Source organism: Sporotomaculum syntrophicum (assembly GCF_009932395.1).
Lineage (GTDB): Bacteria > Bacillota > Desulfotomaculia > Desulfotomaculales > Desulfallaceae > Sporotomaculum > Sporotomaculum syntrophicum.
Map to the genome: position 1 here is coordinate 283,748 of NZ_LSRS01000001.1, position 13,207 is coordinate 296,954.

The window sequence follows — 13,207 nt, forward strand, 5'->3', positions numbered from 1 at the left end:
TATTGTAACCTTAATCAGTCTGCAATTTCAAGGGTTCGTTGCCCCAGACCTGGGCTTTTAAGATATCTTCCGGAGTATTTAAATTGAAAAAAACCCGTTCCAGGTGTGGTTCCACCTGTAACATTTCTTCTTCCTCCAGATACCTGGTATTGAACTCTTCGTAGAGACGGGTTATTTTAATCAGCCCCTTGGTCAGATGCTGTTCAAAGACTTTAATACAGTTTTTATTGTACAGCGCGTACAGCGGCTCAAAATAACCCCGGTAGCGGGGCACTACCACATCATATCCATCGGCACACTGCATCATTAAACGGCCCACCGACGTACTAATAAAGGGCAGGTCGCAGGCCGTTACCAAAACCCAGGGATGAGCTGCCTCAACCAGTCCGGCGTGAATGCCCCCCATTGGACCGTTTCCGGGCATAATATCAAATGTAGTTCTGTCACCATATTTGGCATACCTTTCCGGGCGGTCGGTAACGATGATTATTTCATCCACCATCGTACTTAGTACCCGGGATATGCGCTCTATTATGTAATATGGTCCCACTTTGAGCAAGGCCTTGTCGGTTCCCATCCGGGCACTCTTACCACCTGCCAGTATGATCCCGGAAATAGGTGCCAAATTTTTTGCCAACGGGGTAATCAACTCCTATCAAGTGCACATATTTACTCGTTCCGCTACACCGTATACATCAGATTTATTCTACGCATTAACTCATTTTCCTTTCATTTTCAATTTTTCCCGCCTGTGGCTTATTTATTAGTCCAACAAGAAAAGCACGCCCATACCGTTTCCCTCTGTGTGCGCTTTTCAGTATTTTTATCCTTAGCGCTTGCTATATTTGTTACAAGCATTATTTTCTAAAGTATAAAAAATCCCCCGGCGGCCGGCCTGGGGTAAAACATTTAATTAAAAGCATCCGGTGTACAGTTTTATCTGGCTGCTTGGCACAGGGAAACCGCCAAGCAACCAGGTAATAACTCCGGCCAACGGCCGATTTAATGCTGTATTCCTCAGCCGCCGCCGAATTCACCACCGGCACCCGGCATTCCACAACCTCCACCGAATCCGGCGCCCGGCATACCGCAATCAAAGCCACAACCGGCACTATCGCTGCTGCCGGTGTTCACCATACAACCCGTAAACAGCTGTTCCACTTTTTTTCCTCCGCAGTCGGGGCAGGTAACTTTGTCCCTATCGTTCATACTCACCTGAACTTCAAATTTATGCCCGCACTCGGCACAGCGAAAGTCATAGTTTGGCATCTGTTTCTCCACCTCCTGTTATTGATTATCACGCAATAACTTTAAGTCTTGTATGAATATTATATACTAATTTATATAGATTTGTTTAGCTAACCAAGGGCTATCTCGGATCTTTTAAATAGCTGAATAAAGTTTAATATAAACTGCAATTCCTTTTCATTAAGATTACACACCAAATTTAAAACAGCCTGCACATTGGGATGCATCAGCAGATCCCGTAATTCCGGGGTCATTAAGCTGAGCAATTCATCCACTGCGCCGGGTTCCATGATAAAATAACAGGGTGATACGCTCATCACTTTAGCAAGTTTATCCAGCGTTTTCAGCGATGGCTGTACTTTGCCGTGTTCAATTTGACCAATTAACCCGGCAGTCACACCGGCTTTATTGGCTAATTGCGCCTGAGTCAGCCCGTATTCTTCCCGCAGCGCCTTTAGTTTATAACCCAGCGTGCCTTCCTGCCCCATTAAAAAAGACACCGGTACGGTCAATTCTTCGGCGATACGCTTTAAGGTATGCAATGCAGGAACAATGATGCCCCTTTCAATTTCACTTAAGTAATTAACTGTTATATCTACCCGCCGGGATAACTCATGCAAGGATATATCCTTTTCCTCACGCAGCAGGTGGATTTTGTTTCCAATGGAGAGGCTGGTGTCTGAAACGTCCTCCTTAATAAACCGGGTTTTGGGTACCTCCAAGGCGGCGGCGAGTTTATCGACAGTTTTTGGTGAAGGCCGCTTGGTGCCTCTTTCAATTTCGCTGAGATAAGACAAAGACAGGTTAGCCCTTTTGGCTAAATCCTGTAATGTATAACCACGTTCTTCGCGCAAAGCCCGGATATTTTCCCCTCTAACGTTCATAATGTCACCCCGCTTGATGCGAATTACTACAAATTCTCTAATATTGGTTATTATTTTTCAACATTCTACTATAATGTGATTAATTAATCAATCTGTGGGAGCATGTGCGGTTGGCTACCACCAGGCTGGCTGCCGCCAGCCAAGCCCGGCAACTGATTGCTGGTTATTCTACCCCCAGACACCTGGCTGCTATTTCACGAAACAGCGGTGCCGCCGTATCGCCCCCACTGGCACCGCCCCGCACCAGCACGGTAATTACATAGCGAGGGTTTTCAACCGGCACATAGCCGGCAAACCAGGCATCCACTTTATCCTCCTCATACCCGCTCACCTGTGCCGAACCTGTCTTGCCGGCGCTTTCAACACCCGGCTGGGCGGCTTTTTTCCCCACACCTGAAGCGATAACCTCGTGCAATAAAGCCCCCAGCCGGGCAGCTGTAGCCGGGGAAATAGCCTGAACAGGCTCCTCTGCATTATACTGCTCGACCAGTCGGCCGCTATCATCGCTCAGGCCGGTCACCAGGCGGGGTGTATAATACTTGCCGCCGCTGGCAATAGCATTTAGCATCGCCGTTACCTGAACCGGGGTGACCAGCACAGGACCCTGGCCGACGCTGCTGTTGGCCAGGCTATAGGGTTCGGCAATCAGAGCTAAATCCTGGTGACTGTTTGCCGGCACCGGGTAGCCGGTAATCTTTTGTTTGTTTAAACCCAAGGCTGTCGCGTATTTGATAATGCCGGCTGCACCCAGCTGGCGGCCAATATCAACAAAGGCGGGGTTGCAGGACTCAGCAAAGGCCTGCTGGAAGGTTATCCGTCCATGCCCGGCATTGTTCCAGCAACGCACCGGCTGCGCTGCTGGACCGGCACAATCAAATAGTGTTGTCGGCTGCACCAGACCCTCTTCCAGTGCAGCAGCGGCCAGCACAATTTTAAAGACCGAACCCGGCTGAAATAACGCGGTGCACTGATCGATGAATAGTTCTCCCGGCAGTTCGTCCATGCTGGACATAGCATGAAGAAATTCCGGGTGATAGTTGGGGCGACTTGCCATGGCCAGTATATCACCGGTACCGGCCTGCATCACCACTACCGCCCCGGTAACTATATTGCGGTCCATGATCTCCTCGACAATGCTCTGCACACGCCCGTCAATAGTAGTTACTACGTTTAAACGCCAGGGGTCTCGAGCCATACTGTCCACCAGCAGACCGGGCCCCTGGATTACCCTGCCCCGGGCATCAACCGGCACTCCGGCCCAGCGTTTGGCCTGAGTTCCCTTGAGCTGCTGTTCATAGAAGTATTCCAGACCGGACTTACCTACCCAGTCCCCCAGCAGATAGTTTTTGCCGCCAGTGCTCTGCAGCTGAGCATACTGTTCCCGGCTGGATATTTTGCCAAGCTGCCCGGTGATATGCACCGCCAGCGGCTTGCTCCCATAACGCTGGTATACCGGCAGTATTATTACCCCCGGCAATTTGGCCTCTTGCAGCTCCGCACAGATACTGCCGGTCGGTGTCCGGTCGATATAAAAGGCGCCCTGCCGGGCCCGCTCTTTTAGCTGCTCTGTGTCCATATTTAAGATAGCTGCTAATCGCTGTAGCTGAACCTCTTTTTGTTTTAGCAGCGCTGGAAACACCACCACCCTGTTGGCGTAATAACCCCCAGTCAGGGAGCCACCCTCCCGATCGGTTATTTCACCCCGGGTAAATTGTTCAAGGGCTATATTTTGAGCCCCCAATTGAAATGCTTGCCGGGCATATTTATAACCCTGCAGCTGTATCTGGTAAAGATGCACCAGAACCAACCCTAAGGCCAGTACTAAAAGCCAAAAGGAAGCAGCTATCCTGCGCCTCTGTATAGGCAGCAAAAATAAAACCCCTTTCCAATGATCGCCATATTATTACTATGGTGACCCCTGGCGCAGGGGTTTTATACATGCTCTGCCCGGCGCAGCAGTGACATCGAGGGTAACGGGCGCGGCCAGGGCAAGAAGACGACCTGGCGCGGGTGCGGCGCCGCCTCCTGTGAATTGCCTTCATTATCTAATATATTGGTGACTAACATTGTGATAGTTTTTCGTCCTGGGGTCAGTATTTCCAGTTGTTCGCCCCGTTTAAAGCGATTCCGCTGCTCCACCAGCAGCATCTTTTGCTGCTCGTCATAGCCCAGGACCACGCCGACAAAGGTATAGGGGCGCCGGTAGATGGAGTATTCCGGCGGTGTTTCGCCAGGACGGAGACCGGTGATAAAACCTGTGGTATAGTCGCGGTTGCTGACTTTGCTCATCTCCTCCAGCCACTCGGGGCGGACGGAGTAGTTGTCCGGGTCTGACCGGTAGGCATCCAGCGCCTGCCGGTAGACTCTGGTGATGGAAGCCACATAATGAATGCTTTTCACCCGCCCCTCTATTTTAAAGGAGGCCACCCCGGCCTCCACCAGGTCGGGCAGGTACTCCAGCAGGCACAAATCTCGCGAGCTGAGTATATAGGTGCCCCGCTCGTCCTCAAAAACCGGGAAATATTCCCCCGGCCTTTTTTCCTCCACCAGCCGGTATTTCCAGCGGCAGGATTGTGCACAGTCCCCCTGGTTGGCGCCTCTGCCCGTCATATAATTGCTGAGCAAGCAACGCCCCGAATAGGCCATGCACATAGCCCCGTGCACAAAGACCTCTAGTTCCATGCCGGTACGGCTGTATACGGTTTTTATTTCATCCAAGCTTAGTTCCCTGGCCAGTACGATCCGCTCCGCTCCCAGCGCTTGCCAGAGCAGGGCAGTGCGCCAGTTGGTGGTATTGGCCTGGGTGCTGATATGTATTTTCAAAGCCGGGGCCAACTCCCGCACCAGGGTCAGTACTCCCGGGTCGGACACGATCACTGCATCAACACCCAGGGCTGCTAGCTCTTGGATGTAAGAGGGCAGGGCTTCGATATCGCGGTTGTGAGCGAATATATTTAAAGCCACGTAAACCTTCACTCCACGAGCATGAGCGTACTCCACAGCCCAAGCCAGGGAGGACGAGTCAAATGCGGCCGCCGCTGTCCGCAGCCCGAAACCGGTACCGCCCAGATAAACAGCATCGGCCCCGTAAGCAATAGCGAATTTTAATTTCTCCGGGCTGCCGGCTGGAGCCAATAATTCAGGTTTATTCATCAGTTCATCTCCATGTCGCAAACATTTGCCAGGCTGCTAATTTACTGGTATTTACGCACATTTTCATTATGGGCCTCCAATGTCTCAGCAAAGGCATGTGTGCCATCGGGCTTAGCTACGTAATACAGGTAATTATGGCTCTCCGGCTGAATAACTGCCAGCATTGAAGGCCAGCCGGGGTTGGCAATTGGGCCGGGAGGCAGCCCCTCGACCCGGTAAGTATTATAAGGGGAATCAACCAGTAAATCCTTGAACAGCAGCTTCTCCTTGGTCTCACCTAAAGCGTACTGCACAGTAGCATCTATTTGTAAAGGCATGCCCAGCTTCAACCGGTTGAAAATCACCCCGGCAATGCGAGGCCTTTCCGAGGCTGCAAGGGTTTCCCGCTCCACCATAGAAGCAATAGTCATCGCTTCATGCAGCGTCAGCCCCATAGACTCGACATGCCGACTATAGTCATGTTCCGCAATAACCCGGCCAAAATTTTTCAGCATTATTTCCACAATTCTATCCGCCTTGGTTTCAGTACTCAGGAAGTAGGTATCCGGATAAAGATAACCCTCCAGACCCCACTGGTTTACAGGCACTCCTTGCAAAAAGGCCATCTGCCAGGGGCCGCGCAGGGCTTGCATAAAATCCTCCCGCTGAACAATCCCCTGCTTTTCTAACAAAACGGCGATCTGGGCCACGGTGTAGCCTTCCGGTATCGTTATTTTAAGTCTGTCCGGTGGACCTTTGGTCAGCACCTCAATAATCTCTGAGACCGGCATAGATAAGCTCAAGGTATACGTTCCGGGTTTCATAGCTCCATCCAGACCGTGTAGCCTTGCATACAGGCTAAAAGCCCTGGCGCTGCGGATTAAACCTTGCTCTTTTAACATAGTGGCAATTTGTGCGGTAGAGGCATCCCGGGGTACCACCACCGTAACCCCCCCAGTATTTTCTGCATCTACGGGCATCAGCGAGTACCACAGTGCCACCCATCCCACCATCAGCAAAAGTATAGCAATCAACCTGGTTGGTAAATAGCGCTGCTTGCGTCGACGTCTTTGGTTTCTTGCGGTTAAATAATTATAAGACATTACTACAGCCTTTCTCTGTAATTTCCTCAAGCATCGGACACCCTTGATGCCTGGTCTATAAAATCAGTGGCCGGCTCCGGCACCTAATCGGGGGATATATTTCCAGTTTCGGGTACCTGTTCAGCGTCCTCTATTGCTCGGCTGTCACCGGTTGCAGGAGGCACATCCCCGTTTTCCGGTACCTGACCATCACTCTCTGTTGACCGGCTGTCACCAGCTGTAGAAGGCACTCCGGGCTCAACCGGATTAGTGTGTTCAGGCGCCGGCGGTACCGGCTCGGTTGTTTCATCAGAGTTACTGCCGGCAGGTTCTTGTGGCACCGGTTGGTTAATAACACCAGGGCTGACCGGCAACACTGCACTCTCCGGTGGGACTACCACTGTTGGCTTGGCCTTGCCTGTACCAACTGCCACAATGCGGTTAACGGCGTGATAATAACTGGCCGGTAGCTGTTCGGTCCTTTTTTCGCCATTTTCCCACACATGCCTGGCTGAGGCAACTTTAAAGCCGTTGTTCCCTTTTTGCTTAATCACCTGTTCACCGGCAGCCAAATTGGGGTCATCTTCATATATGACCTTCTGTGGAATGGTTTCGGTTATCCAGCTGGTCACCTCTACCCGGGGGCTGTTCGCCTGGTTGCCGTATATTTTAAAGGTTATGGTGTTGCCTTCCACCAGTGAAGTAATATAAATATAATTTTCCTGATTATTCGCGAACCTAAAATCAATGGCCCCGTAAGACACTGTTGCATCCTGACCGATAGGCACATAGCTCACCGGCAGCGTGTGATTGCTGCGCTCGAGTATCTGCAAATTAGCCAGCAGCACGGCATTGTACAGCGTGGAGGAAACCTGGCACACGCCCCCGCCCAGACCCTGCACGAATTCGTTATTCACAATCACATTAGCGCTTTTGTAACCTGCCTCCGAGCTGCGCGGACCGACTACCTGGTTAAAGGAAAAATCATCACCAGGTGCAAGCAACAACCCATCCAGAGCAGCTGCGGCTACCTTGATATTGTAGGTGCGCCCCTCCTGCCCGGCATCAAACCGCGTGGTATACTGGGCAATCCGACCATTGATCTGCATCGCCTCCACGTCTTCCGTGGTGCGCTGGGGCTGTACAGATAATAGGGGCAGCTCAACTTCACCAACCTCAGCCCCGTTGATTGCTCCATCGCTGACCAATCGTGAAATTTCACTGGCCAGCGAGTTAAAATCTATATCGGTACCTGTTTGGGCAGGCACTATTATCACCTGGTCGCCCGGTGTTATCTGAAAGCCTGCATTAACCGGCTCGACAATAATTTGCCCCATCTCGGCTATAATCTTTTTTTTCAAAACGTCCCAGCTGGTAGACAGTTCAGACTGGATATGCTCGCCTTCTTTTTCTACCCGGCGCCGTTCGCGCCACTGGTTGATAATGGAACCTGCATGCCCGATAGCGACAGCCTTTTGCAGCGTTTTTTCTTTATCCAGCGTTACCCCCAGCTCACCGGCTTTAATAGTCCAGGTATTGTCCCCGTGTTTAATAACTACCGGGTAATGGGTCACTTCATCTTCGAGCATGGTTAAAAGTTCCCGGGCTTGCTCTTTGGTTAGCCCGCCTAAATTTAAATTACCGACATACACACCAGGGGTAATCTTACTGTTCGCAAAGGATGCACCCGAACAACCAAACAACACGCCGACCACAAGCAAGGCCAGAAAACCAAACAGCCAACCAACTCGCCGCACCGGAAAACCCCCTCTGAAGCAAGTTCTTAATTTGGGTGGAGTTTCAACTCCCCCTGAATTTTAGAACTGCAAAATGCATGACTTAGTTGGCGTTGTACTCCCTCTCAAGCGGTTAGGGGACACACCTTTTCAAGGAATGTCCCCAATTTATGTGGGAGACTTACGCCAAGTTAGTCAGGTCAAGAAAAAATAATAAAGCTGGCAACGAATATACCTATCCGTCCAGCTTTATGGCTACTGCTGTTTGGAACTAAACTTCATTCCCATTTGACTCTAATACCTCCATGCAGGCATCCTTGATCTTTTCCCATTCATCATCATCAACTTCCACCAGTATGTCCCCGCCATATTCATCTTGCTCAATTTTTAGCACAAATGCATCGCCTTCAGACTCATCGTCAAAGTCTTCAAAATCCAGGTCTTCCGGTTCTTCGTCATCTTCATCGACCAGCGGCACGACAATAGCGTATCTCTTGCCCTCTAACTCTAAAATATCATAAATTATTACATCATGCTCATTGTTATCCTCGTCAATAATCGTAATTATTTCATCCTGATCAGGCAGAATTATCACCTCTTTCCATAAGTTAGAGCTATTCTATATAAAAAAGCACAAAATGTCAATAAACTCCGCCGGAATGAGCATCCAGATAGCCCTGTAATATAATGGCTGCGGCCATTTTATCTATTACCTGGCGGCGTTTGGATCTGCGCACATCGGCGCTAATCAACAGACGCTCGGCAGCCGCCGTGGTGAGCCTCTCATCCCAGGTCTCCACCGGCAGATGCAGGTGCTGGCGTATTTTTTCCGCAAATACCAGTGCTTTCTCCCCCTGTGGTCCTGTGGTGCCATTCATATTACGGGGTAAACCCACAACTATTTTATCTACCTCATATTTTTGCGCAATTGCCTTTATTTTATCCAGGTCTTTTGCCATACTTGGCTGGCGAACAATCGTCTCAACGCCCTGGGCAGTCCAACCAAGCAGGTCGCTAACTGCGATCCCAATTTTCCGGTCGCCAAAATCAATGCCCATAATGCGCAAGTTTACTTCAACCTTTCATTTAAAGAATACTTATGCACCATCAAATAACTTTGATGCAAAAATCAGGGCATACAGACGCACAATAGCTACATAAGCGGCAAAGCTGGTGGTTCACCTGGACTCGCCCGTCTACTATAGTGAGCGCCACGGCGGTACACCTCTCTACACACCGCCCGCAGCCATGGCAGTAATCTTCTACTAATAAGCGACGTTTTTTTCTTTTGAGCTGCTCGGACATACGGCGGTCAGGTAAAGCACCGGAAAACCTGCTGACGTTATAGTTAATCTCAGCTGGAGATTGCATACCCATGGCCACCGAAGCCAGCTCGGGCACAGCCAGAATAAAATCCATAGCCTGATCCAGCACAGGGATTAAATGGCCACCGCCAAGGCATTTCATCCCATATATGCCCTTACCCATTACCGAGGCAAAAGAGATAGCTTCCAGCATATCACTTGCACTGCCATCGGCAATGCCAATGCCTGCCAGGTTAATCAGCGGGTGAATAACATCAAATTCAGGCACCGAGGCTGCCGCCCGCACTCCCGCCACATAATGTGTGGATATGCCAATGGCTCTAACCAACCCCTTATCCCTGGCCTCGACCAGGTATTCCACCGCTCCCCAGTGTCCCTGAATAGTATAGATGGATTCTTGTTCATGTAATAAAAAAATATCTATATAATCCCGGCCAATTGACTTGAGGCAATGCTGCAGACTTTTTTCCATTTCCGCCCCGGTGGAGGCATAGGATTTAGAGGCCACCACCGCTTCCGGAAATTCACGCAATACCTCTTTAATATAGGGGTAGCAGCCATATAATTCAGCGGTATCCATAAAGTTGACCCCTGCTTTAAGTGCCATTCGGATTAACAGTGCGCCGTCTGAAATGGCCAACCTTTTTTGCAAAGGGCCGATGGTTAGGGTGCCAAAACAAAGCCTGGATACTATAATGCCGGTATTACCCAGTTCGTTGTACTGCAAAACTATTAGTACTCTCTTTCTGTGTTAGGTTAGGAAGCCAGGTAATTTTTAACTAGTTCCTCAAGCAACTCGTCCCGTTCCAATTGCCGGATTAGACTTCTGGCATTGTTGTAGCTGGTGATATAGGCCGGATCACCGGAAAGAAGGTAGCCCACCAGCTGGTTAATGGGATTGTAGCCCTTTTCCTTGAGTGCTGCGTAAACCTGGAGCAGGATTTCCCGGGCTTTATTTTCATCGGCCTGAACCTTAAACATGACGGTATGCTCAGTTAGTTCCCCAGACATGAGAAATACCCCCCAAACATATTTACCCGCACCGTACTGCAAAAACAGCAGGATGTGTTTCTATTATACTTTGGTACACCAGATAAAAGCAAACATAACCGGTATTAAATAGCAGTTTGCTTGAAAACCAACGTCTTTACCTTGTCCAGCGCGCCGGTCAGTCCCGCCGGGTTTTTGCCCCCCGCCTGGGCCATATCCGGCCTTCCGCCACCGCCGCCGCCCACCAACGGGGCGATTTCTTTAATAATTTTACCCGCATGTAAACCACGGCCCACCAGGTCTTTGCTGACCCCGGCCACCAGGTTAACCTTGCCTCCGGACTCAGCACCCAGCACAAGCACTCCGGAGCCCATTTTATCCCGCAGTAAATCCAGCATCGCGCGCAGGCTGTCCATATCGGATGCATCGGAACGTGCCGCCAGCACTTTAACGCCGTTAATATCCTCAGTGCTGTGTAGTAGGCTTTGCACCTCGTAGCTGGCCAGGCGAGCCCGCAGTACTTCTGCTTCTCTTTCCAGACTGCGCAGATCCCGAACCAGTCCTTCCACCCGGTGCACCAGTTCATGAGTCGGCGCTTTAACTGCCTGGGCGATCAAGCTGAGCTGGTCCTCCCGTGCCCGCAGGTAATCCATCGCTCCCTGGCCGGTCACTGCCTCCACCCGGCGCAGACCGGAACCAACGCTACTTTCGCTCAACAACTTAAACATACCCACCTCGGCAGTAGAACTAATATGTGTGCCGCCGCAAAGCTCCATGCTGAAATCGCCCATTTTGACCACTCGAACCTTGTTTCCGTATTTTTCATCAAATAACGCCATAGCCCCCATATTTCGAGCCTCATCCAGCGTAGACACCACCGTCTGCACCGGTAAATTATTCAAGATGGCTTCGTTAACTATTTGTTCAACCTGTCCCAGTTCATCCGGGGTTATAGCGGCGAAATGAGTGAAGTCGAACCGCAGCCTGTCCGGAGCAACCATCGAGCCTGCCTGGTTAACATGCTCACCCAGCACTTCCCGCAGGGCTTTATGCAGCAGGTGGGTGGCCGAGTGATTGCGGGCAATATTCATGCGCCGCCTGGTGTCAACCTGCACCACAACTTGATCGCCAACTCTAATCATGCCGCTGAGCACCCGTCCCCGGTGCAGGTGCAGTCCCTCTATTGGCCTGGTCACCATATCCACAGTAATCTCGGTGTTCTCCGAGCTTAACTTGGCGTGATCACTCAGTTGGCCGCCGGATTCAGCGTAGCAGGGAGTGATATCCAGCACCACTTCCGCCTCCTGGCCGGCCTCGGCCTGCCCAACTTGCTGTTCATCAACAAAGATAGCTTTTATTGTAGACCGGCTGGTCAAAGTCTCATAACCGACAAATACCGTTTCTCCGGTTTGCTCGAGTACGGATTTCAAACGGGCTGCTTTCTCCGAGATATACTCGGTTTCCTGCCGGGCGTTGCGCGCCCTGCTGCGCTGCTGCTCCATCGCCCTGGTGAAACCATCCTGATCAACTGTCAAGCCATTTTCCCCGGCAATTTCCGCGGTTAGTTCCAGCGGGAAGCCGTAAGTATCATAGAGCCGAAATGCCTGTTCACCGTCGATGCATTGCAAGCCGGACTCTTTGGCTGCCAGGATCAGTCTGCTGAGCATATCAGTGCCTTGGGCAAGGGTTTCCCCAAACCGCTCCTCCTCCGTTCTGATCACCTTAGTAACCAGCTCGCGGTTTTTTACCAACTCCTGGTAAGTATCACCCATTTTGTCAATCACTGCTCCGGCTACCTTGTACAGGAAGGGCTCCGCCACGCCCAGCACCCGGCCAAAGCGCACAGCCCGGCGCAGCAGGCGGCGCAGCACATAGCCGCGTCCCTCGTTAGCCGGCAGAGCTCCATCGGCAATGGCAAAGGTCACCGCCCGGACATGGTCTGCAATCACCTTCAGCGCCAGATCCACGTCCTCGCTGGTACCATAACGTTTACCGGTCAGCTCCGCTGTGAAGTCCATGATATCCCGTAGCAGGTCAGTATCAAAATTGGTTTTTACTTTTTGCAGCACCGAGGCCACTCGCTCCAGGCCCATGCCGGTGTCAATGCCTTTACTTTGCAGGGGGGTATAGTTACCCTCTTCATCACGGAAATATTGGATAAATACCAGGTTCCAAATTTCCAAATAGCGGTCGCAATCACAGCCAACTATACAATCGGGAGAGCCACAGCCCCGCTCGGGGCCAAGATCATAGTGTATTTCTGAACAGGGGCCGCAGGGACCTACCCCTATTTCCCAAAAGTTCGTGTCCTTGCCCAGGCGCACTATCCGGCTTGCTGGAATGCCCACATCTAGATGCCAAATTTCAAAAGCCTCATCATCATCCTCATAAATGGTAACCCACAGCTTTTCAGCCTCCATGCCCAGGTGTTCGGTGACAAATTCCCAGGCCCATTGAATGGCTTCCTTCTTAAAATAATCGCCAAAGGAAAAGTTGCCAAGCATTTCAAAAAAGGTATGATGCCGAGCAGTATGCCCCACTTCTTCGATATCAGGTGTGCGCAGGCATTTCTGGCATGTGGTAGCCCTGGTCACTTCAGGCTTGGCCGCACCGGTAAAATAAGGTTTAAAGGGCACCATACCGGCCGCAGTCCACAAAATACTTGGGTCGTTATGGGGAATTAAAGATGCACTAGGTAATATCTTATGGCCTTTGCTTGCAAAAAATTTAAGATATTTTTCTCTTATTTCTTTGCCCGTCAAAAATAAAACCCCCTCGATTGCAGTTGTTGTGTATCGGATCAAGTAGTA

General features: G+C 50.8%; 13 protein-coding genes. All 13 read right to left on the reverse strand.

The genetic code is table 11. The annotated features are described in order from the left end of the window. Positions 1 to 10: 10 nt before the first annotated feature. On the reverse strand, positions 11 to 637 hold the full coding sequence (gene mobA, locus SPSYN_RS01510; protein WP_161820734.1) for a molybdenum cofactor guanylyltransferase: 627 nt from the start codon (positions 635 to 637) through the stop codon (positions 11 to 13). Between the two features lie 220 nt (positions 638 to 857). Next, positions 858 to 1,067, reverse strand: coding sequence for a hypothetical protein (locus tag SPSYN_RS15665; protein ID WP_202623709.1), 210 nt, complete (start codon positions 1,065 to 1,067; stop codon positions 858 to 860). Then, positions 1,018 to 1,269, reverse strand: a complete 252-nt coding sequence (locus SPSYN_RS01515) for an FmdB family zinc ribbon protein (protein ID WP_161820735.1) — start codon at positions 1,267 to 1,269, stop codon at positions 1,018 to 1,020. Before SPSYN_RS01515 ends, SPSYN_RS15665 begins: the two co-directional genes overlap by 50 nt. Positions 1,270 to 1,358: 89 nt before the next feature. Further along, positions 1,359 to 2,132 carry a helix-turn-helix domain-containing protein gene (locus SPSYN_RS01520; protein WP_161820736.1) on the reverse strand — a complete coding sequence of 258 codons (774 nt, stop codon included), beginning with the start codon at positions 2,130 to 2,132 and terminating at the stop codon, positions 1,359 to 1,361. A 163-nt stretch (positions 2,133 to 2,295) separates the two neighbouring features. After that, entirely contained in the window at positions 2,296 to 4,002 is a 1,707-nt protein-coding gene (locus SPSYN_RS01525) for a peptidoglycan D,D-transpeptidase FtsI family protein (protein WP_243152864.1), read from the reverse strand. Between the two features lie 62 nt (positions 4,003 to 4,064). Continuing rightward, positions 4,065 to 5,285 carry a peptidase U32 family protein gene (locus SPSYN_RS01530; RefSeq protein ID WP_161820737.1) on the reverse strand — a complete coding sequence of 407 codons (1,221 nt, stop codon included), beginning with the start codon at positions 5,283 to 5,285 and terminating at the stop codon, positions 4,065 to 4,067. Between the two features lie 41 nt (positions 5,286 to 5,326). Then, positions 5,327 to 6,397, reverse strand: a complete 1,071-nt coding sequence (mltG, locus tag SPSYN_RS01535) for an endolytic transglycosylase MltG (protein ID WP_243152865.1) — start codon at positions 6,395 to 6,397, stop codon at positions 5,327 to 5,329. Positions 6,398 to 6,450: 53 nt separating this feature from the next. After that, entirely contained in the window at positions 6,451 to 8,103 is a 1,653-nt protein-coding gene (locus tag SPSYN_RS01540) for a VanW family protein (RefSeq protein ID WP_161820738.1), read from the reverse strand. Between the two features lie 250 nt (positions 8,104 to 8,353). Beyond that, the gene (locus tag SPSYN_RS01545) at positions 8,354 to 8,677 is read right to left on the reverse strand and encodes a DUF1292 domain-containing protein (protein ID WP_243152866.1); all 324 of its coding nucleotides are present in this window, start codon (positions 8,675 to 8,677) and stop codon (positions 8,354 to 8,356) included. 46 nt (positions 8,678 to 8,723) lie between these two features. Then, positions 8,724 to 9,149 (reverse strand): Holliday junction resolvase RuvX, encoded by a 426-nt coding sequence (ruvX, locus tag SPSYN_RS01550; RefSeq protein ID WP_161820739.1) that lies wholly within the window; start codon positions 9,147 to 9,149, stop codon positions 8,724 to 8,726. Between the two features lie 40 nt (positions 9,150 to 9,189). Further along, positions 9,190 to 10,134 carry an aldo/keto reductase gene (locus tag SPSYN_RS01555; RefSeq protein WP_161820740.1) on the reverse strand — a complete coding sequence of 315 codons (945 nt, stop codon included), beginning with the start codon at positions 10,132 to 10,134 and terminating at the stop codon, positions 9,190 to 9,192. 29 nt (positions 10,135 to 10,163) lie between these two features. Next, positions 10,164 to 10,418 (reverse strand): IreB family regulatory phosphoprotein, encoded by a 255-nt coding sequence (locus SPSYN_RS01560; RefSeq protein ID WP_161820741.1) that lies wholly within the window; start codon positions 10,416 to 10,418, stop codon positions 10,164 to 10,166. A gap of 104 nt (positions 10,419 to 10,522) precedes the next feature. Beyond that, positions 10,523 to 13,159, reverse strand: a complete 2,637-nt coding sequence (gene alaS / locus SPSYN_RS01565) for an alanine--tRNA ligase (protein ID WP_161820742.1) — start codon at positions 13,157 to 13,159, stop codon at positions 10,523 to 10,525. Positions 13,160 to 13,207 lie beyond the last annotated feature (48 nt).